The following is a 19512-nucleotide window of genomic DNA, read 5'->3' on the forward strand; positions in this document are numbered from 1 at the left end:
TCGATTTATTCTCTCACACAGAATCACAGCGGTAACCGTTTGTCAGACTCACAGAGCCCTAAGTTGCTACTCAGCAAACACCAGTTGTACTCTCATTCCACGCTGCGCGGCACCAGAACTGAAACGTAAAGTTGCACCATGCGCCTGCGCTATTTCTTCTGCAATGGCAAGGCCCAAGCCTGTGCCTTCTGCAACTGCTCCAGGTACGCGGTAAAAGCGCTGCGTCAAACGTGTGTACTCACCCTCATGCACGCCTGGGCCATCATCCTCGACCTCCACGTACACGCGCACCTGGCCTGAATCAGTAGTCCGCCGACCACATCGCAATGTCACTTGCCCGCCCTGCGGCGTGTATTTGATCGCGTTATCCAAAAGGTTACCAATCAATTCACGCAACAACCATTCGTGACCAGAGACGTGGGCCACTTCGACCTCCAGCCCGAGATCCAAGCCTTTGTCCAGGGCGCTGGATAAAAAAGACTCAAGCAACGCCTCACACAAACTCTTCAGATCCACGCGCTGGGCACTCTCTCCCTGCCCCAAACCACTGTCAATACGAGACAGCGCCAACAGCTGATGGGCCAATTGCGTAGTTCTGCGCGATGCCTTGCGTAGCTGATCGACCTGCTCTGCGAGCAGGTGAATGCTTTTTCCAGGAGAAGCATGTGCCATCAATGCCCAGGCTTCTACCTGCGACTGCAAGGCCGCCAAAGGAGTGCGCAACTGGTGTGCAGCATCCGCAATGAAACGCTGCTGCGCATTGCGCTCTGCCTGGGCTCGCACTAACAAGCGGTTGATTGCTTCAGCCATCGCAAGCACTTCCGCGGGCGCGTCCGCGACCATCTCAATGGGTTGCAAATCTTTGGCAGAGCGTGTCTGCACCGTTTGTGCAAGCCTGGCCCAGGGCAGCAAGGTTTTACCCACTGCAAGGCAGACCATAAACACCGTGAACAGCAATGCCAGCAAAGCGGGCCATACAGCCATCAGCAGATTTCCGAGCTTGAATGGCGCCTGGGTATGCAGCGCCGAATATGCGGCTACGCCATAGCCCAGCCATGCTGCCGCCAGCACCAAGCCCAAGATAGGTAGCACCATGGGCAGCAACCAAGCCACCAAGCGTTTGTGCGCAAACACTGGTATCAGCATAGAGGGATGGTCGCCGCGAACATTGGCCAGTGCCTTCCGCTAGGCAGCAGCCACCTCAGGATGCAACAAGTCCAGGCGATAGCCAAAGCCTCGAATGGAGCGCAGTGCCACACCATAAGGCTCCAGCTTGGCGCGCAAGCGTGAGACATAGACTTCCACGGCGTTGGGCGTAATTTCTTTGTCCCAGCCCGTCAGGGCTTGCAACAACTTGTCTTTGCTTGCGGGTTTCGGGGCATGAACAAGCAAATACTCCAGTACTGTCCACTCTCGCGGGCCCAGGTCAATGTTTTGCAATTCGCCAAGGCCTTCCTGCCCCCCTGTCCACACACCTGCGCTTCGTGCCGCCGTATCCACCGCCAGAGGACCAAAACTCAGCAGTGCACTGTTGGCTGCTTGTGAGCGCCGCAGTAATGCACGCAAGCGTGCCAGAAGCTCAGGTAGCTCATAGGGCTTGACCATATAGTCGTCAGCTCCAAGATCCAACCCACGCACGCGGTCGTGCAAGCCATCTCGCGCAGTGAGCATGAGCACAGGCATACCAGCACAAGGCATGGTTTTCCCGCGCATGCGACTGAGCAGCTCGAGCCCGTCCATACCGGACAAGCCAATGTCCAAAATTGCAATATCAAACGACTCCTGAGCCAACACATCCAATGCCCGCTCTGCACTACTCACCCAGTCAACGGCATAACCCGCATCGCTCAACCCGAGCTTCATGCCACTGGCCACCATCAAATCATCTTCAACCAGCAAAAGCCGCATCTCACGCCCCCTTGTGTTCCTCTGCCTTGCCACATGAATCACCTGCTTGAGATGCATGCAGCATGCGCACGAAACTGCCTCTTGTTTATCTATCGGGAGATATTAGTAAATTTTTGCCACTCGATACCTATGCCCAGAAAGCTGCGACATAAAAAAACGCTGAGGTCTGGTGACGCTCAGCGTTTTTCTTTAATGACTACGGATCATGGTTCCGTAGGCTTGATCGGTCAGAATTTCCAGCAGCATCGCATGCGGCACACGCCCATCGATGATATGCACCGCATTCACCCCGGCCTTTGCTGCATCCAAAGCGCCTGAAATCTTGGGCAGCATGCCGCCCGAAATGGTGCCATCAGCAAACAGGCCGTCAATCTCGCGCGCTGTCAGATCAGTCAACAAGCTACCACCCTTGTCCAGCACACCGGGCGTATTGGTCAACAGCACCAGTTTCTCGGCCTGCAGCACGGTGGCCAACTTGCTGGCCACCACATCTGCATTGATGTTGTAGCTCTCGTTCTCCTCGCCAAAGCCGATGGGGCTAATGACAGGAATGAAGGCATCATCTTGCAGCGCTTTAACAACACTGGGGTCAATGGCCACAATGTCACCCACCTGCCCCACATCATGCTCGATGGCAGGGTTCTTGTTGTCCACCATCTTCAGCTTCTTGGCGCGAATCAAACCGCCATCACGCCCCGTCAAACCAACAGCCTTGCCTCCTGCTTGGTGAATCAGGCCCACGATGTCTTGCTGCACTTCACCAGCCAGCACCCACTCCACCACTTCCATGGTTTCTTCGTCGGTCACACGCATGCCCTGAATAAACTCGCCCTTCTTGCCCAGTCGGTTCAAAGCAGTCTCAATCTGCGGCCCCCCGCCATGCACCACCACCGGATTGATACCCACCAGCTTCAACAGCACCACATCTTCCGCAAAGTCTGCCTGCAGCGCAGGATCAGTCATGGCATTGCCGCCATACTTGATGACCATGGTCTTACCATGGAACTTGCGAATGTAGGGAAGCGCCTGAGCGAGGATTTCAGCTTTGTCGCGGGGGGTGATGTGAGAGAGGGTTGTCATCTTTGTCTGTCAGCTCTTAGTGGGACAATGGGGTAAAACAATCCCTGCATTGTGCCGCAGCGGATGTGGTTCAAGTGCATACCTAGAAAACAGCACATATATATGTTCCCCACTACAGTGCCACTTCAAGAACTCGTCAGGTTCGACGCGTTCATGGCTTTCGTGACTTCCTTCCTTACCTGCCTGGTCCTGGTTCTGACCAAGAGGTGGCATGGCGCCTTCACCACTGACACAACGACAGGTTTGCAAAAGTTCCATACAGCTCCTACGCCTCGTATTGCTGGTATTGGCATCGTTGCGGGTGTTCTAGCCGGCTTTTTCGCATCCAGCCATGGCGTAGCTGCCGCTGAAAAGCGTGCCATTTTGAACACCATCTTGCTAGCCGGGATGCCTGCATTTCTTTTTGGACTGCTTGAAGACGTAACTAAAAAGGTTTCCGTCAAAACTCGGCTGCTCGCAACCATGGCCTCTGGCGTGCTCGGCTGGGGAATTACTGGCACTTCTTTGACCCATGTTGATATCTGGGGCATCGACTGGCTTTTGAGTTTTACCCTTATTTCCGTCGTATTCACCGCTTTTGCTGTGGGTGGCGTGGCCAATGCCATTAACATCATCGACGGTTTCAACGGTCTGACGGCTGGCACGGCCATCATCATGCTGGCTGCCTTTGGCTTTATTGCACGCCAGGTTGGAGATATTCCCCTGGCATTTACCTGCCTTATCATTGCAGGTGCAGTGGCAGGGTTCTTCATCGTCAACTGGCCTTCCGGGAAAATCTTTCTCGGTGATGGTGGCGCCTATTTCCTGGGTTTTATGCTCGCCTGGATTGCCGTCCTGCTTCCAGAGCGCAATGCAGCTGTTTCACCCTGGACCAGCCTGCTGATCTGCTCCTACCCCATTATCGAGGTGGGTTTCAGCTTTATAAGAAAAACAATGCGCGAAGGCTACCACCCCAGCCAGCCCGATGGCGTGCATTTGCATATGCTGGCCAACAAGCGCTGGGCTAAAAAGGTGTTCTCCAGGTTTTCCAAACCCATACAAAATGGACTCACCTCGCCTTTTCTGTGGGTATATGCGGCTGTTCCTTGTGTTTTAGCGATCTTTACCTATCAGAACAAGTGGTTGGCCGTCGGTAGCTTTTTCATCAGTGTGCTCTGTTATTTGGCGTTTTACAGCAAGCTGGCTTTCTTCCACTGGGTACCGTCACACCGTGACTAATCAAGCAGTATTTGGATCAGGCGATCGTTAACTTTCCTGGCATCGAACCGCTCTTGTGCAATACGCCGACTCTGCTCTCCCATCCTGACTACCATGGTGGGATTTTTTATCAAAAAGATAATTTTCTCTGCCAATACATCTGCATTCCAAGGCGGGACCAGAAACCCATTGATGCCATCAATGACAGTTTCTCTGCAGCCAGGAACATCGGTAGTTATCACTGCGCGCCCCACCGCCATTGCCTCCTGCGTGCTGCACGGAACCCCTTCACGATAGGATGGCAGCACAAAGACGCTGCTATCCGCCAACCACTGAACGACGCTGCTGACATGCCCCGGGTATTCAACGACACCCGAAGCAATCAACTCATCAAGCTCCTGGCGTGAAAGCCCGCCCGGGTTTTCCTCGTCCATCCCCCCCAGAACTACAAAGCGCGCGTGCGGATACAAGTTCTTCACCTTTTTAGCGGCGGCCACATATTCATTGATGCCCTTTTCCGCCAAAAGTCTGCCTACAAAAATGAAGCAGGGTGATTTTTTGGAATCCACTGGGATCCGTGTGTACTTTTCTAGATCTACACCGACTCCACCGAGAATGCTGACCTTCTTGACCCTTAGCCCATTGTTCTTCAATAAGTCGGTGACGTCATCTGGATTCAGGAAAATAAGGTGATCCAGCCCCGGAAAGGCAAGACGATAAAGAAATAATTGCACCCTGCGCAGAACTTTTTGCTTGCGCGTCAACCCTGTCGGAAGATCGGTGAAAACATAGCCAAGGCCTTCCAACATGCCGATATTGCGAGAAACACCAGCCATTCTTGCGGCAATGGATCCAAATATGACCGGTTTAACAAAATAGGAAAGCACCACATCGGGGGCTATATTTTTCAATTTTTTGTACAACTTCCAAGTGTCGGAGATATCTCTGAATGGATTAATCCCTGCCCTACTTAGTGAGTAGTCCACAGGTATGCCTCCAAGCTCTACCACCCTTTTGCGAGAAGCATCATCAAAGTCCACGCAGAAGACATATACCGTGTGATTTCTCGCTACCAGCTCCCTGATGAGCGCCGTGCGAAAGTTAAACACACTGGCAGCAACCGTACCAAGCAAAACTAATTTCACACGCGACCTTCCCATGCATCACCGTAGGATGCAAGCATACGATCCAAACTGAATTTTTTTGACACATGGGCTCTGGCGGCAGCCTTTCTCATGAGCCAGGCTTCGGTCTGCGCCATGGCAGACACAGCGTCTTGAATACCATCTGCTAAGGCCTTCGGATTGCTTGGCGGAACCACCCAGCCTGTACCCCCCACCATCAAAGCGGCATCACCTACATCCGTAGTCACGCAAAGTGTCTCGCAAGCCATGGCTTCAGCGATCACATTGGGAAAGGCTTCAGCAGAACTGGAGAGCACATGCAGGTCCAGTGCACTCATCACTGCAGGGATGTCATTGCGTTGTCCCAACAAGAGCATGCGCTCTTCCAGGTCATGGTGCTGCAACAGACTCCTGATCTCCTGATTGGCATCGCCCATGCCTCTTCCCACCAGCACACACCGAAACTCCAAGCCCTGCTTCTTCAAAAGCGCCAATGCCTTAAACAGGTTGTCGTGGTCCTTTTGCGGATCAAAGCGCCCTACCATGCCCAACAAAAGCATGTTTTCGGCAATTCCCCACTGTTGCCTCAAATGCTTTGCTTCAACGGGGGCTGGAGCAAACTTCTGAAGGTCATAGCCGTTAGGGATGACTTTCATTTTGCGCGAAGAGAAACCTATCTCTTCGTGAATAGCTCGAGATTTTTCTGCGCAACAGACAATGATTTCAGGAACCCAATGGGAGAGCACAGCATTGATTTTGGCGATCAATCTCGTCGATGCCTTGGTTTTCCCCTTTTCCAGGATACTGTGATGGATCCCCCAGACAATATTCCTGATACCAGAAACCCTGGCGACTACTCCACCAACCAAGTCACTATGGTACATCCAGGTCTGAATAGCCAAATCTTTTTGTTCATACTCTTTTTTAGCTTCGCGCAGCAATTTCCACATGCGTTTAAGACCTTGAAGGGTCAAGCGCCCCGCAGGCATATCCAGTGTATGGACTTTAACGCCCCTTGCCTCCAGCAAAGGGCCATACTTACCCAGATTCATCAACGATATAACGCTATGTGTGTGCGTATTGTCTGCGGTGCACAAACGGAATAGCACTGCTTCCGCACCGCCATCTTCAAGACTTGTAATCACATGGAGAATTAACATTTTATAAGAACCTCAGCCAAAACAACCACTGCGCACATATATAGAAAAAAAACAAAGTTACGATGGATATTTTCCAAAGTCCTTTAAAATTAAATACACTTAATACGATCAAAGGAAATGCTGCAGCCAAAAAACGTGTTGAGTATCCGCCATGCAATGTATTAAATGCCACCACAGACAAAATAATAAAAACATACGCATTAATCACATCATCCATCAAATATTTATAATTCAAAATCATCCAAAAAAGAAAAATAATCCAAAAAGTAGAATACAAAAAAGAGCTTTGCATATCTGGATATTCAGCCCGACGATCTCCTATAAGCATCAAAATCCATTCCCTCAAAGGACCTAATGCCAGAGAAACTATTGCACCAAAAATTAGCAATGCCATGAAATAATAAATTTTAGACAGATTAAAAAACAATACAATTCTATTCATAAAAAGCAAAAACAAATAAAAAATAACAAACAAAAATGATGCCGTATGAACCATCATCGCAAAAAACACCAAAAATAGAGAAATTATTTTAAATCTATCTTTGGCCAGATACGCATACATAAGCAATGAAACGGCCAAAGCAGATCTGAGTTGAGAAAAATAAAAATCAATTAAAAGAGGATTTATCAACAACAACAACATCCAGGGTTTGCCAAACCTCAAAATAAAAAATGCTGCGCTCAATAGTGAGAAGAATGAAATAAAATAAAATATAAACTCAATTTCAAAATTCAACCTCAACAAGTGGCCAATCAAATAATGCCAAAGAAATTCATGTATAAAGTAGTCTTTTACCCCTGAGAAAACAACATAATCAAGAACACTTTCCTCAAAAAGGAAATATTTAAGATAAACGCTACGATCCTCATAGGGAACGGAATATATCGACTCGTAGACATCCACCCAAGGAATAGACATCATAAAAACAATAAACAATGATAAAATCAAAAAGTCATAGAATCTATTAATATTTAATTTCATCATTTTATGCTTTTTATAATTTATTAACAAACTCAATGTATCTCAAAACAGAATTTCTGACACTAAAATTTTGAGCCCTTTTTTCTACTAGTATTTTTTCAGGATTTAATATTGCAGCTTCCATAGCCTCCGCTAAGGCTGCACTGTTTCCAACCGGGACCAGCTTTCCCCATTTACCATCTTCGAGGATTTCCTTTGGTCCGCTAGGACAATCCGTGCTGATAACAGGCACTCCACATGCCATCGCTTCTATCAAAGCGGTAGGAAGGCCCTCCCATCGAGAAGACATCACAAAAAGATCGGCCGATGCCATCCATGCATATGGGTTTTTAACAAAGCCTTGCAGTACAACATCCTTCGTCAATGCCTTTTGAGTAATTATGTCTTCCAGCAACCCGCGCTCTTCCCCTTCCCCGAGGATAACGAGCTTAGCTGGTATTTTCTTTTTTAGTATTTCAAACGCATTTAACAAGTTTGAAAAATCCTTTGCCGCGACCAGTCGACCAGTCGCTAAAACAAATGGACTCCCCTCATATCTCTCCCAAGGCCACTGCGCCTTCTCTGCTGATAATTCTTTTAGCTCATCAGTTACCACAGGGTTATAAGCCACTCCAACTTTTGACCTATCCAAACTCAAAACATCTGCCAAGTCATCTGCAACGCCCTGCGATACTGCGAGAACCTGATCTGCCCCAGGATATGTCAATTTCATAAGAAAATGTAATATCCAAGTTCGCAAATTAAAATCTTTTTGGTTTGCAGCCGACAAAGTGCTATGCTCAGTAACAATTATTTTTGTTGTAGATCTTGAAATTTTCCTTGCAAGCAATGCAATGACATTTGCATAATCCAAAGCTGAAATTAAAACTCTCGGGTTTTCTTGTTTAAGATATTTAATAAATATTGGAAGAGATTTGATTACACGTGATTTCTCAAAATTAATCAAATTCACCTTTTCCGACAAAGAAGATGAGTTCACCCCATCTGAGTTAACAACAATAAAATCAACTTCAAACCCTTCTTCCGCTAAACCATTTGCCAGCAAAACCATGACGCGTTCTGCTCCACCGCAACCTAATGAGGGTACAAATAAAGCTATTTTTTCAGACGTCTTTCGCATAACTCACCTTTTTACATAGATGGGTTCTGCTACCCATGAAGTTCATTGTTATCAAAGCCAGAAAGTACAGCAAGCCACTCACAACTGATGCAACATAAAACAAGTATCCACTTAAATTTGCACAGGCAAGCAAAAGCATGAAAAATATAAGGTTTGCCAGCAGTACTTGTACTGTTTCTTTATTGAAAAAAGGTATCTTCAAGAAATTTCCACCCATTTTTGCACTCAAGAACAATGAAAATGCATATGCAATCACTGTGGCATAAGCCGAGCCAATAACTCCATAGATTGGAATAAGCCAAAAATTCAAACTAATATTCAAGATTGCAGTCATACCTACAATCAACACCTGATATTTGGTACGTGCCTTTATCTGGAAAGCCAGATCAAAGTGATACGCCCGAATTCCTGCCAGGACTGCAGCGACGGCAATCCACGGAGCAATAGTACGGCCCGCATCTCTGAATTCAATACCAAGCACCAGCTCTGTCCACTGAGGAGCCAGTACACCAAGGGCGCATGCCAATGGCAAAGAGATAGCCAACAGCAATGGCACATTACGGGCTAGTTGGGTCAAAGCACCGGCATCGCCATGCTTTGCATAAGCATTGAGTGTAAGAGGGTAAACAGCTAAATTAATGACAACCATTGCAAGAGTAATCAACTGCCAGATGAAGTCAAAGCTGGCTGCATAGCTTCCTGCTTCAGCCTCGTTCATGAGACTGCTGATCATCAGCCTATCGGTTCCTGCAATCACCATAGCCAATGCAAAAGTCAATGTAAGCGGAAGTCCGTAGTGCAGATAGGAGGCAATATCCATACGCGAACCTGTCCATATATTCAAACGCCCTCGCATGTACTGCCCCCCGAAAATCAACGCCGCCGCAAAGGAGCCCATAAGAAGCCCGGACAGTGGCCCATAGTAGTGCCCTCCCATGACAGCAATCAAGCCACCTACAGACAGGCTCAGCACAGAACGCATAAAAGCCATAGCGCCATAACGCATGGGCTTGAGATTTATGCGAGCAATCTCGGACATGAGATCAAACCAAGCTTGGGACAGCGCCAGTGCAAAAATCAGCACCAATAGCGTCCACGAATTGAGCGATGGAACAAATATATAAATTACTGGCGCAGCAAATAATAATGGTATCGCCGATATTAAAAAGCAATAAAAAATTGTTCTAATAAATTCATCTTTCTGATGAGCATTTTCAGTATAAAACCGAAGTAAGGAAAGCTGAACCCATTGAAAAAACACCAGTGCCAAAAAACTTGATGTTATTAGCGCAATGGAGTAAATTCCATAATCATGAGGCGTAAGAATTCTTGTATATAGTGCAATTGCAGAAAAATTAATAACACCCGGAACTGCTTTGGAGATAAAGTACTGAAATATTTGATTAATGACCAATTTCAGTCCTCAATTCAGGTAAATAACAACAATCTCTCAATCAAAGATTTTCGTTATTGAAGAATTCAAAAAAAAGGAGATGCATACCCAAAGCATCTCCTTTTTTTACGAAAAAACGCTTAGGCAGCCAACTTCGCCAGATCAGCCACCCGATTCATGGCTTCGTGCAGCGTAGCTAACAAGCCCAGGCGGTTCTCCTTGAGTGCCGCGTCTTCCGCATTGACCATGACATGCTCAAAGAAAGCATCTACCGTAGCGCGCAATGCTGCCAATGTTTGCAAGCTCGCGGTGTAATCACCTGTCGCAAACTGTTGCTGTGCTTTGGGCCCAACCAACTGCAAGGCAGCGTACAGATCCTTCTCGGCTTGCTCGGTCAACAACGCTTCGTTGACCTGCGCCTGCACAGCAGTTTCCGCCTTTTTGAGGATGTTACCCACACGCTTGTTGGCTGCGGCCAACGCTGGTGCTTCCGGTAAGGCTGCAAAGGCGCGCACTGCCTCCAGGCGCTTGTGCACGTCAGCCAAGCGCTGGGGACGCAATGCCAGCACAGACTCCACCTCTTGCGCGGTATAGCCTTGCTCGCGCAGGCTAACTGACAGACGGTCGAAAAAGAAGTCTTCCAGTTGTACTGTGGCGTCTTGAATCTTGTCGCCAAACGCAGGAACTGCGCTCTTGAGCAAAGCGTGCAAGTCCAGCGTCAAGTCCTTTTCCACCAGCATGCGAATCACACCCAGCGCGTGGCGACGCAAAGCAAAGGGGTCACGGTCACCGGTGGGAAGGTTGCCTATACCGAACATGCCGACCAGCGTTTCCAGCTTGTCGGCCAAGGCAACGACCACGCCCGCATCTCCACGGGGCAAATCATCACCGGCAAAACGGGGTTTGTAGTGGTCTTCAATGGCATCAGCCACGGCCATGTCCAAGCCATCGTTCAGGGCGTAATAACGCCCCATGGTGCCTTGCAGCTCGGGGAATTCACCCACCATGTCTGTCACCAAGTCCGTCTTGGCCAGCATGGCGGCCTGATCAGCCTGCTGAACCAGTTGATCGCCGCCCAGTTGCTGCGCAATGGTTTTGGCAATCGCTCGCACGCGCTCCACGCGCTCGCCTTGCGTGCCCAGCTTGTTGTGATAGACCACTTTGCCCAGTCCTTCGACACGGCTTTCCAGGGTTTTCTTGCGGTCTTGATCAAAGAAGAACTTGGCGTCTGCCAGACGCGGGCGCACCACACGCTCATTGCCGCCAATAACAGCAGACGCATCTTGCGGCTGGATGTTGCTGACGATCAGGAACTGGTTGGTCAGCTTGCCTTGTGCGTCCAACAGCGGAAAGTATTTCTGATTGGCCTTCATGGTCAGAATCAGGCACTCCTGTGGCACGTTCAGGAATTCTTTTTCGAATTCGCAGATCAGCACATTGGGGCGCTCGACCAGCGCCGTCACCTCGTCCAGCAAAGCCTCATCTTCAATGGGGCGCACACCTCCGCCGACACGCTCGGCAGCCGCCTGCAACTGGCGCACAATGTCCGCACGGCGCTCTGAAAAGCTGGCGATCACTGCACCTTCTTCGCGCAGCTGTTCGGCATAGCTGTCCGCGTTGCGGATCACCACAGGCTCAACCGTCGCTTCAAAGCGGTGGCCATGGGTTGCAGGCCCTGCCGTAAGCCCCAGCGCCTTCACACCAATCAGCACCTGAGTGCCGTGCATCACCACCAGACCATGGGCTGGGCGTACAAAGTGCACGCTGCTCCAGCCGTCTTGCAACTGATAGCGCATGACCTTGGGAATCGGCAGCTTGGCCAAAGCTTCATCCAGTGCCTTTTGCACGCCATCCGTCAGTTGCACGCCTTTGACTGTCGAGGCATAAAAGAGTGCTTCGGCCTTGCCTCCACCCTGGCGCAGCAAGCCCGTCACCGCAGATGCATCTGCGCCCAGCGCAGCCAGCTTCTTGATCAATGCGGGCGTGGCCTTGCCTTCAGCATCCAGGCCCACAGAAACGGGCATGAGCTTTTGCGATACGGCCTTGTCCTCTGCCTGGGGAAGTACTTCCGTAATGTGTGCAGCCAAACGTCGGGGGGATGCATAAGCCGTCAGACGCGATTCCGTCGATGCCAACAGCCCTTGCGCCTTGAGCTGGTCAAACAGCACGCCAGCAAAAGCGTCACCCAGCTTTTTCAAAGCCTTGGGTGGTAGCTCTTCAACAAACAGTTCAACCAGAAGATTCGATGCGTTCATAGTATTTGGGTCGCCGCCAGAACTTGTCAGTCAAGCACTGGCAGCAGATTTCTTGAATATGTGGTCTACAACCGCTTAGGCGGCCTTCTTGGCTTGTTGCTCTGCGGCCTTGGCCAGCTCGGCCAGCACTTCGTCCGCATGGGCCTTTGGGGCCATGGGGAAACCCAAACGTGCACGGCTGTCCAGATAGCTCTTACCTACGGCACGGGCCAGGTTGCGAATGCGGCCAATATAGGCTGCACGTTCTGTCACCGAGATAGCTCCGCGTGCATCCAGCAGATTAAATGTATGCGCAGCCTTGAGCACTTGCTCATAAGCAGGCAGCGCCAGTTGGGCTTGCATCAACTTGTTGGCTGTGCCCTCGTGCGCATTGAATGCATCAAACAGGAAGTCCACATTCGAATGCTCGAAGTTGTAAGTGGACTGCTCCACTTCGTTTTGGTGGAACACATCGCCATAAGTGAGCCCGTCGGTGTAGACCAAGTCGTACACCGATTCCTTGCCCTGCAGGTACATGGCCAAACGTTCCAGACCGTAAGTGATCTCGCCCGTCGCAGGCTTGCAGTCAATACCAGCCACTTGCTGGAAGTAGGTGAACTGGGTCACCTCCATGCCATTGAGCCACACTTCCCAGCCCAGGCCCCACGCGCCCAAGGTGGGGTTTTCCCAGTCGTCTTCCACAAAGCGGATATCGTTTTTCTTCAAGTCAAAGCCCAGCGCCTCCAGCGAGCCCAGATACAACTCCAGGATGTTGTCGGGCGCGGGTTTGAGCACTACCTGAAACTGGTAATAGTGCTGCAGGCGGTTGGGATTCTCACCGTAGCGGCCATCCTTGGGACGACGGCTGGGCTGAACATACGCGGCCTTCCATGGCTCAGGCCCGATGGCGCGCAAAAAGGTGGCTGTGTGCGAAGTACCTGCGCCCACTTCCATGTCATAGGGCTGGAGCAGTGCGCAGCCATGGTCGGCCCAGTAGGACTGCAGTTTCAGAATGATTTGTTGGAAAGTCAGCATGCTGTCTGAATTGGGCTGGTGGGCTGGCGCTCAAGCGCCAGCGCAATCGTTATAAGAGATGCACAAGCAGCGGGCACAAGCAGTTGCCTCGCTCGCAGGCGCAAAAGAGTGATTTTAGGCCTCTGGCTTGCACATTGGCGATCACAGCATTTTGTGTCTGTGAAGGTCTTCGCAAATTCTTTCAAAAAATAGAGCGTATATCTCGCATCAAGTAAAGGATTTTTGATCTGGAAAAATTTAAACCCTTTGTGCAACAAGCATGGATAGCTACTTTTTTTGATGATTGCACAATGCTCGTCCTGCAGCGTCGCGCCCTAAAATGCAGCACAACTTTTTCTTCTGACCTGCTTGCGAGGATTGGCATGAACCTGTTCAACATCATCAAGAACCAGCTGATTGAAGTTATCGAGTGGACCGATGACTCGCGCGACACCCTGTCTTACCGTTGGCCTGACGACGACAAGGAAATCAAAAACGGTGCGCAGCTCATTGTGCGTGAGTCGCAGCAGGTGCAATTTGTGGCCGCTGGCCAGTACGCCGACCTGTTTGGCCCCGGCAAGCACACGCTGACGACAGAGAACGTTCCCGTCCTCTCCACCATCCTTGGCTGGAAGTATGGTTTTCAGTCGCCCTTCAAGTGTGATGTTTACTACATCAACACACGTTTGTTCACGGGCAACAAATGGGGCACATCCAACCCGGTCCTCATGCGCGACAAGGACTTTGGCGTTGTGCGCATCCGCGCCTTTGGTTCCTATGACTTCCGCATTGTGGAGCCCGCCAAATTCCTCAAGGAAGTAGCCGGCACCGACCAGAACTTCCGCATTGACGAGTTTGCCGACACCATGCGTTCGCGCATTGTCAGTGTTTTTACCGAAGCGCTGGCCAAGGCCCAAGTCCCTGTTCTCGATGTGGCCACGCGCTACAGCGATCTAGGCAGCGCCCTGGTGCAAATCATCAACCCTGCCATGGTCGAGAAGTACGGCATTGAGGTGACCACCTTTGTGCTGGAAAACGTCTCCGTACCGCCTGAGGTGGAAGAGGCCATCGACAAGCGCTCCAGCATGAGCGCCATCGGCAATCTCAACGACTATGTGAAATATCAGATGGGCCAGGCCATGGTCAACGGTGGTGAAGGTGCCGCCGCTGCCACCATGCCAGCCACCATGGCCATGGGTTTTGGCATGGCCCAAGAGATGATGAAACAGATGCAGCAACCTGGTGCTGGCCAAGCCGGCTTTGGCGCTCAAGTGGCTAATGACGCATTCTCACCAGCCGCAGCACAGGCAGCACAGGCTCCTGCCGTACCTGCCACTACCGGGCTTCAGGTCTACACCCCCGAGCAGGCTGCCCAATTGCTCGGCGTAAACGTGACGGATGTCATGGCTGAACTTGAGGCCGGCAACCTCAAAGGCCGCAAGATTGGTGCGAACTGGCGTATTGCACAAGCAGCACTCAATGAATTCTTGCGAGGCTAAACAAGGCCAGTGCAAGTCACTGCCCAGCCATTTTCGCCTGGAGCCTCCAGCACACTGGGCCGCGACTTGCGTTGCTAGAGCACCTTGTTTGACTGCATGCCGTGACTGATACGACCTCGACTTCTTCCTATACTGCCGTACCTGACGCCCCTCGCCCCTCCATGGTGCGCAAGCACCCTTGCCCGGAGTGTGGTGCCAATCTGGAGTGGAACGCCAAGGCGCAATCGCTCAAATGCCCATATTGCGGCACGGTGGTGCCGTGGAGCGAAGAGGTGCGTGAGGAGCTGGGCCAGTCCATTGTTGAGCAGGATCTGGCCGAGGCGCTGCGCAATCCGGATTCCGGCCGTGGTTGGGGCGGGCAACGCTTTGAGGTGCAATGCCAGAACTGCCGCGCCATCTCGGTGTTTGTGGATGGGCGCACCGCACAACGCTGCGAATTTTGCGGCTCTCCATCCATCGTGGCGCATGAAGAGCGTAATGACGCCATCACGCCGCAAAGCATCCTGCCTTTCAAAATCAGCGATGGGCAGATCCGCGACAGAATCCGCCAGTGGTATGGATCGCGCTGGTTTGCACCCAGCAAACTCAAACACGCAGCGCTGACCGATACGCTGCACGGCGTCTACCTGCCCTACTGGACATTTGACGCCCATGTCAGCGCCGACTGGTGGGCCGACGCAGGCTTTTATTACTACACCACCGAGACCTACCGCGATGCCAATGGCAACACACAGACGCGGCAGGTACGTCATGTGCGCTGGCAGCCTGCATCTGGCAATCTGCGCCATTTCTTTGATGACGAGCTGGTACCCGGAACCATAGGCGTTCATGGCAATTTGCTACGCCAGGTAGAGCCCTTCCCCACAACCACCGACCTGAAACCGTATACGCCAGAGTTTGTGCGTGGCTGGACGGTGGAGCGCTATCAGGTCGATCTGGGCAAAGCATCCAAGCTCAATGAGCAGGACATGGACAGCCAGGTGCAGGCCATGTGCGCGCGTCAGGTGCCCGGAGACACTTATCGCAACCTGCGCGTGCAGCGCGAATACGCAGGCCGTACCTTCAAACACGTGCTAGTGCCTGTTTGGGTTGTCGGCTATACCTATGGCAGCAAAAACTACCAAATCATTGCCAACGGCTATACCGGTCAGATTGCGGGTGAGCGCCCTTACAGCTGGGTGAAGATCGCTTTCGCCGTGCTATGTGCAGTGCTGGCTCTTCTGATTGTGCTGGGGATCTCGCAAAACGCTTAGCACAACACTTTCATGTAAAACGGCAGCCCAGGCTGCCGTTTCTTTTGGCATCACACCGAATGGTCAGCCAGCAAAGACCTCTGCGGCAGAAAAGGCAGGCTGCTTCTGATCTTTCTCCGAAAGGAGAAACTCCATACCCACATCCGGCCACCGAATCCCAATGTCTGCATCGTTCCAGACGATACCTCGATCGGATTGCGGCGCGTAGTAATTGGTGGTTTTGTAGAGGAAGTCTGCAGTATTGCTAAGCACCACAAAGCCATGCGCAAACCCTGGGGGAATCCAGAACTGCTTGTGGTTGTCTTCGGTCAGTGTCTCGGCCACCCATTGACCAAAAGTGGGCGAATTTTTGCGGATATCCACTGCAACATCCCACACCGCGCCACGCACCACGCGCACCAATTTGCCTTGTGCATGCGGCGGCAGCTGATAGTGCAAGCCGCGCAGCACACCCTTGGACGAGCGGCTGTGGTTGTCTTGTACAAACTCAAAGCTGGTGCCTGTAGCTGCATTGAATACCTGCTGGTTGAAGCTTTCCAGAAAAAAGCCACGCGCATCACCAAAAACCTTGGGCTCAACAACCATCACGTCCGCAATCGCGGTAGGCGTCACCTTCATCGCTTCACACCTTTGAGGCATTGCATCAAATACTTGCCGTAGCCGTTCTTAAGCAGAGGCTGCGCCAGCTTTTCCAGTTGCACAGCATCAATCCAGCCAGCCCGGAAAGCAATCTCTTCCGGGCACGCCACTTTCAGACCTTGGCGCTGCTCCAGCGTGGCAATGAACTGCCCTGCTTCCAGCAAGCTTTCATGTGTACCCGTATCCAGCCAGGCGTAGCCGCGCCCCATCAGCTTCACATTGAGCTGCTGCTGTTCCAGGTACAGCTTGTTCAAGTCCGTGATTTCCAGCTCACCACGTGCCGAAGGCTTCAGCGACTTGGCCAGATCAACCACTTGGTTATCGTAGAAATACAAGCCGGTGACCGCGTAGTTCGACTTGGGGCTGCTTGGCTTTTCCTCCAGAGACAGTACCTTGCCTTGCTGGTCAAACTCGGCCACGCCATACCGCTCGGGGTCTTGAACATGATAGGCAAACACGGTCGACCCGGTGGTTTGCTTATCGGCACCTTCCAGCAATTTTGGAAAGTCATGCCCATAAAAAATGTTGTCACCCAGCACCAGCGCACTGGGCGCACCTGCCAGGAACTCCTCGCCAATCAGAAACGCCTGCGCCAGCCCATCAGGACTTGGCTGCACGGCGTACTGCAAATTCAGGCCCCACTGGCTTCCATCACCCAGCAATTGTTCAAAGCGCGGAGTATCCTGAGGCGTGCTGATGATCAAAATTTCGCGAATCCCTGCCAGCATCAGCGTGCTCAGCGGGTAGTAAATCATCGGCTTGTCATACACGGGCAGCAATTGTTTGCTGATGGCCAGTGTTGCAGGGTGCAGCCGTGTACCGGAGCCCCCCGCCAAGATGATGCCTTTGCGTGCTTGTGTCATGGGTGTGTTTCTCACAAAATTTCTTGCAGCATGCGCTTGACGCCATGCTGCCAATGGGGCAACTGCAAACCAAAATTGCTTTGCAGCTTGGCGGTATTCAAGCGCGAATTTTGAGGGCGCTGCGCCGGAGTGGGGAACGCACTGGTAGGCACTGGCTCAATGGTCTGCACTTTCAATGCCAAATCAGGCCGCAGCTGACGCACTGTTTCGATCACAAACTGCGCATAAGCATGCCAGTTGGTTTCTCCAGCCGCCACGCAGTGATACAGCCCCAGATGCTCCGGGTGCAGGAGCACATGGCGAATCGCATGCGCGGTCACATCGGCCAGCAGATCTGCACCTGTCGGCGCGCCATACTGATCATTGATCACCGTCAGTTTTTCGCGCTCTTGCGCCAGACGCAGCATGGTCTTGGCAAAGTTGCCACCGCGGGCGGCATACACCCAGCTGGTACGAAAAATCAGATGGCGGCAGCCACTGGCCTGAATGTGTTGTTCCCCCTCCAGCTTGGTCTGACCATATGCCGACAGAGGCGCCACCGCAGCCTGCTCATCGCGCGGCGCATCACCGTTGCCATCAAACACATAGTCGGTACTGTAGTGCACCAGCAGTGCGTTCAACGCCAATGCTTCACGCGCCAGCACAGCCGGTGTGGCGGCGTTCAGCAAACGTGCAAGCTCTGGCTCGCTCTCTGCCTTGTCAACCGCTGTATGCGCGGCTGCATTGACGATGACATCCGGCCGCACAGCGCGCACGCTGCGTGCCACGCCTTCAGGATCTGCAAAGTCACCGCACAAATCTTGTCGGTCATGACCCAGGGTCACGACTTCGCCCAGCACGGACAGGCTGCGCTGTAATTCCCAGCCCACCTGACCGCTGGGCCCCAGGAGCAAAATCCTCATATTGCCGCCTGTGCGCTGTACTGTTTCTGCACCCAGTCACGGTAACTACCAGACTGCACATTGGCCACCCACTCAGGATTGTCCAAATACCATTGGACCGTCTTGCGAATACCTGTTTCAAAGGTTTCCGCAGGTTTCCAGCCCAACTCACGCTCGAGCTTGCGCGCATCGATGGCATAGCGCCGGTCATGGCCAGGACGATCCGTCACAAAGGTGATCTGCTGCGCATAGGACTGACCGTCGGCACGTGGGCGCAGCTGGTCAAGCAGAGCGCAGACCGTTTTAACGATGTCGATATTGGCCTTCTCGTTCCAGCCGCCCACGTTATAGGTTTCTCCCAGCTTTCCAGCCTCCAGCACACGACGGATCGCACTGCAATGATCTCGCACGTAGAGCCAATCACGGATTTGCTGCCCATCACCGTAGATGGGCAAAGGCTTGCCTGCCAAGGCATTCACAATCATCAACGGAATGAGCTTCTCCGGGAAGTGCAAAGGTCCGTAGTTATTGCTGCAGTTTGTGGTCAGCACTGGCAGACCATAGGTGTGATGCCAGGCCCGCACCAGATGATCTGATGCTGCTTTGCTGGCCGAGTACGGGCTGTTGGGCTCGTAGTTGTTGTCTTCTGTGAAAGCCGGATCGCTGGAACTCAATGTCCCATAGACCTCATCGGTGGACACATGCAAAAAACGAAAGTTGGTTTTGGCGTCAGAAGGCAGTTCATTCCAATAAGCACGCACTGCTTCCAGCAAACGAAAGGTGCCCACCACATTGGTCTGGATGAAATCCTCGGGACCGTGAATGGAGCGATCAACGTGACTTTCCGCCGCGAAGTTCAACACCGCTCGCACCTGGTGTTCACGCAGCAACCTCCCGATGACTGCGCTGTCACCAATGTCCGCCTGCACAAACACATGGCGTGCGTCGCCTTGTAGCCTCGCCAAGTTTTCCAGGTTGCCTGCATAGGTCAGCTTGTCAACATTGACCACAGGCTCAGCAGAAGCCGCGAGCCAATCCAGAACGAAATTGGCGCCAATAAAACCTGCGCCACCGGTAACAAGGATCATGGGTATGAAGTCTTAGAAAGATGATCAATTATGGACTGCCCATGCACAGACCCTGCAGCAGACCGTTTCAGTCTGTT

At 51.9% G+C, this 19512-nt stretch carries 17 protein-coding genes; 3 read left to right on the plus strand and 14 right to left on the minus strand.

The genetic code is table 11. The features are described from left to right. Positions 1-66: 66 nt before the first annotated feature. The 3 genes from QEP11_RS16845 to argB all read right to left on the minus strand — a co-directional run bounded on the left by QEP11_RS16845 (position 67) and on the right by argB (position 2988). Positions 67-1146: an ATP-binding protein gene (locus tag QEP11_RS16845; protein WP_284337809.1), complete on the minus strand. Its 1080-nt coding sequence runs from the start codon at positions 1144-1146 to the stop codon at positions 67-69. A gap of 39 nt (positions 1147-1185) precedes the next feature. Then, on the minus strand, positions 1186-1908 hold the full coding sequence (locus QEP11_RS16850) for a response regulator transcription factor (protein WP_284337810.1): 723 nt from the start codon (positions 1906-1908) through the stop codon (positions 1186-1188). A gap of 189 nt (positions 1909-2097) precedes the next feature. After that, complete coding sequence (argB, locus tag QEP11_RS16855) at positions 2098-2988, minus strand: acetylglutamate kinase (RefSeq protein WP_284337811.1); 891 nt, start codon at positions 2986-2988, stop codon at positions 2098-2100. A gap of 153 nt (positions 2989-3141) precedes the next feature. On the opposite strand from argB, the gene QEP11_RS16860 reads away from it, so the two are divergent. Further along, a complete protein-coding gene (locus QEP11_RS16860; RefSeq protein WP_284337812.1) occupies positions 3142-4206 on the plus strand; it encodes an MraY family glycosyltransferase in 1065 nt (354 codons plus the stop codon). Here the strand turns inward: QEP11_RS16860 and QEP11_RS16865 are convergent. The 7 genes from QEP11_RS16865 to glyQ form a co-directional block, all read right to left on the minus strand. After that, complete coding sequence (locus QEP11_RS16865; protein WP_284337813.1) at positions 4203-5330, minus strand: glycosyltransferase family 4 protein; 1128 nt, start codon at positions 5328-5330, stop codon at positions 4203-4205. The genes QEP11_RS16860 and QEP11_RS16865 overlap by 4 nt on opposite strands. Continuing rightward, positions 5327-6469, minus strand: a complete 1143-nt coding sequence (locus QEP11_RS16870) for a glycosyltransferase family 4 protein (protein ID WP_284337814.1) — start codon at positions 6467-6469, stop codon at positions 5327-5329. Before QEP11_RS16870 ends, QEP11_RS16865 begins: the two co-directional genes overlap by 4 nt. Before the next feature lies 1 nt (position 6470). Continuing rightward, positions 6471-7391, minus strand: coding sequence for an EpsG family protein (locus QEP11_RS16875; protein ID WP_284337815.1), 921 nt, complete (start codon positions 7389-7391; stop codon positions 6471-6473). Positions 7392-7464: 73 nt separating this feature from the next. Then, positions 7465-8571 (minus strand): glycosyltransferase, encoded by a 1107-nt coding sequence (locus tag QEP11_RS16880; RefSeq protein ID WP_284337816.1) that lies wholly within the window; start codon positions 8569-8571, stop codon positions 7465-7467. Further along, complete coding sequence (locus tag QEP11_RS16885; RefSeq protein ID WP_284337817.1) at positions 8555-9985, minus strand: oligosaccharide flippase family protein; 1431 nt, start codon at positions 9983-9985, stop codon at positions 8555-8557. Before QEP11_RS16885 ends, QEP11_RS16880 begins: the two co-directional genes overlap by 17 nt. Positions 9986-10104: 119 nt before the next feature. Then, complete coding sequence (gene glyS, locus QEP11_RS16890; RefSeq protein WP_284337818.1) at positions 10105-12219, minus strand: glycine--tRNA ligase subunit beta; 2115 nt, start codon at positions 12217-12219, stop codon at positions 10105-10107. 75 nt (positions 12220-12294) lie between these two features. Further along, entirely contained in the window at positions 12295-13233 is a 939-nt protein-coding gene (glyQ, locus tag QEP11_RS16895; RefSeq protein ID WP_284337819.1) for a glycine--tRNA ligase subunit alpha, read from the minus strand. Positions 13234-13595: 362 nt separating this feature from the next. On the opposite strand from glyQ, the gene QEP11_RS16900 reads away from it, so the two are divergent. Both QEP11_RS16900 and QEP11_RS16905 read left to right on the plus strand, forming a co-directional pair. Next, positions 13596-14711, plus strand: coding sequence for an SPFH and helix-turn-helix domain-containing protein (locus tag QEP11_RS16900; protein ID WP_284337820.1), 1116 nt, complete (start codon positions 13596-13598; stop codon positions 14709-14711). Positions 14712-14812: 101 nt separating this feature from the next. Next, entirely contained in the window at positions 14813-15964 is a 1152-nt protein-coding gene (locus tag QEP11_RS16905) for a TFIIB-type zinc ribbon-containing protein (RefSeq protein WP_284337821.1), read from the plus strand. Positions 15965-16027: 63 nt separating this feature from the next. Here the strand turns inward: QEP11_RS16905 and rfbC are convergent, their stop codons facing one another. From rfbC to rfbB, 4 genes are read right to left on the minus strand one after another with little or no spacing between them, the layout of a single operon-like run. Further along, positions 16028-16582 (minus strand): dTDP-4-dehydrorhamnose 3,5-epimerase, encoded by a 555-nt coding sequence (rfbC, locus tag QEP11_RS16910; protein ID WP_284337822.1) that lies wholly within the window; start codon positions 16580-16582, stop codon positions 16028-16030. After that, positions 16579-17466 (minus strand): glucose-1-phosphate thymidylyltransferase RfbA, encoded by an 888-nt coding sequence (rfbA, locus tag QEP11_RS16915; RefSeq protein WP_284337823.1) that lies wholly within the window; start codon positions 17464-17466, stop codon positions 16579-16581. The genes rfbC and rfbA overlap by 4 nt, the downstream gene beginning before the upstream one ends. 11 nt (positions 17467-17477) lie before the next feature. Continuing rightward, on the minus strand, positions 17478-18368 hold the full coding sequence (rfbD, locus tag QEP11_RS16920; protein WP_284337824.1) for a dTDP-4-dehydrorhamnose reductase: 891 nt from the start codon (positions 18366-18368) through the stop codon (positions 17478-17480). Beyond that, on the minus strand, positions 18365-19435 hold the full coding sequence (gene rfbB / locus QEP11_RS16925; RefSeq protein ID WP_284337825.1) for a dTDP-glucose 4,6-dehydratase: 1071 nt from the start codon (positions 19433-19435) through the stop codon (positions 18365-18367). The genes rfbD and rfbB overlap by 4 nt, the downstream gene beginning before the upstream one ends. Positions 19436-19512: the final 77 nt, after the last annotated feature.

Origin of the sequence: Comamonas halotolerans (assembly GCF_030162935.1) — a bacterium.
GTDB lineage: Bacteria > Pseudomonadota > Gammaproteobacteria > Burkholderiales > Burkholderiaceae_C > Comamonas > Comamonas halotolerans.

Bases quoted from the DNA above. Each gene is read 5' to 3' on its own strand.
- QEP11_RS16845 (WP_284337809.1), bottom strand. From the start codon at position 1,146: ATGCTGATACCAGTGTTTGCGCACAAACGCTTGGTGGCTTGGTTGCTG.
- QEP11_RS16875 (WP_284337815.1), bottom strand. From the start codon at position 7,391: ATGATGTCTATTCCTTGGGTGGATGTCTACGAGTCGATATATTCCGTT.
- rfbC (WP_284337822.1), bottom strand. From the start codon at position 16,582: ATGAAGGTGACGCCTACCGCGATTGCGGACGTGATGGTTGTTGAGCCC.
- rfbA (WP_284337823.1), bottom strand. From the start codon at position 17,466: ATGACACAAGCACGCAAAGGCATCATCTTGGCGGGGGGCTCCGGTACA.
- rfbB (WP_284337825.1), bottom strand. From the start codon at position 19,435: ATGATCCTTGTTACCGGTGGCGCAGGTTTTATTGGCGCCAATTTCGTT.
- QEP11_RS16900 (WP_284337820.1), top strand. From the start codon at position 13,596: ATGAACCTGTTCAACATCATCAAGAACCAGCTGATTGAAGTTATCGAG.
- glyQ (WP_284337819.1), bottom strand. From the start codon at position 13,233: ATGCTGACTTTCCAACAAATCATTCTGAAACTGCAGTCCTACTGGGCC.
- glyS (WP_284337818.1), bottom strand. From the start codon at position 12,219: ATGAACGCATCGAATCTTCTGGTTGAACTGTTTGTTGAAGAGCTACCA.
- rfbD (WP_284337824.1), bottom strand. From the start codon at position 18,368: ATGAGGATTTTGCTCCTGGGGCCCAGCGGTCAGGTGGGCTGGGAATTA.
- QEP11_RS16880 (WP_284337816.1), bottom strand. From the start codon at position 8,571: ATGCGAAAGACGTCTGAAAAAATAGCTTTATTTGTACCCTCATTAGGT.
- QEP11_RS16850 (WP_284337810.1), bottom strand. From the start codon at position 1,908: ATGCGGCTTTTGCTGGTTGAAGATGATTTGATGGTGGCCAGTGGCATG.
- QEP11_RS16860 (WP_284337812.1), top strand. From the start codon at position 3,142: ATGGCTTTCGTGACTTCCTTCCTTACCTGCCTGGTCCTGGTTCTGACC.
- argB (WP_284337811.1), bottom strand. From the start codon at position 2,988: ATGACAACCCTCTCTCACATCACCCCCCGCGACAAAGCTGAAATCCTC.
- QEP11_RS16870 (WP_284337814.1), bottom strand. From the start codon at position 6,469: ATGTTAATTCTCCATGTGATTACAAGTCTTGAAGATGGCGGTGCGGAA.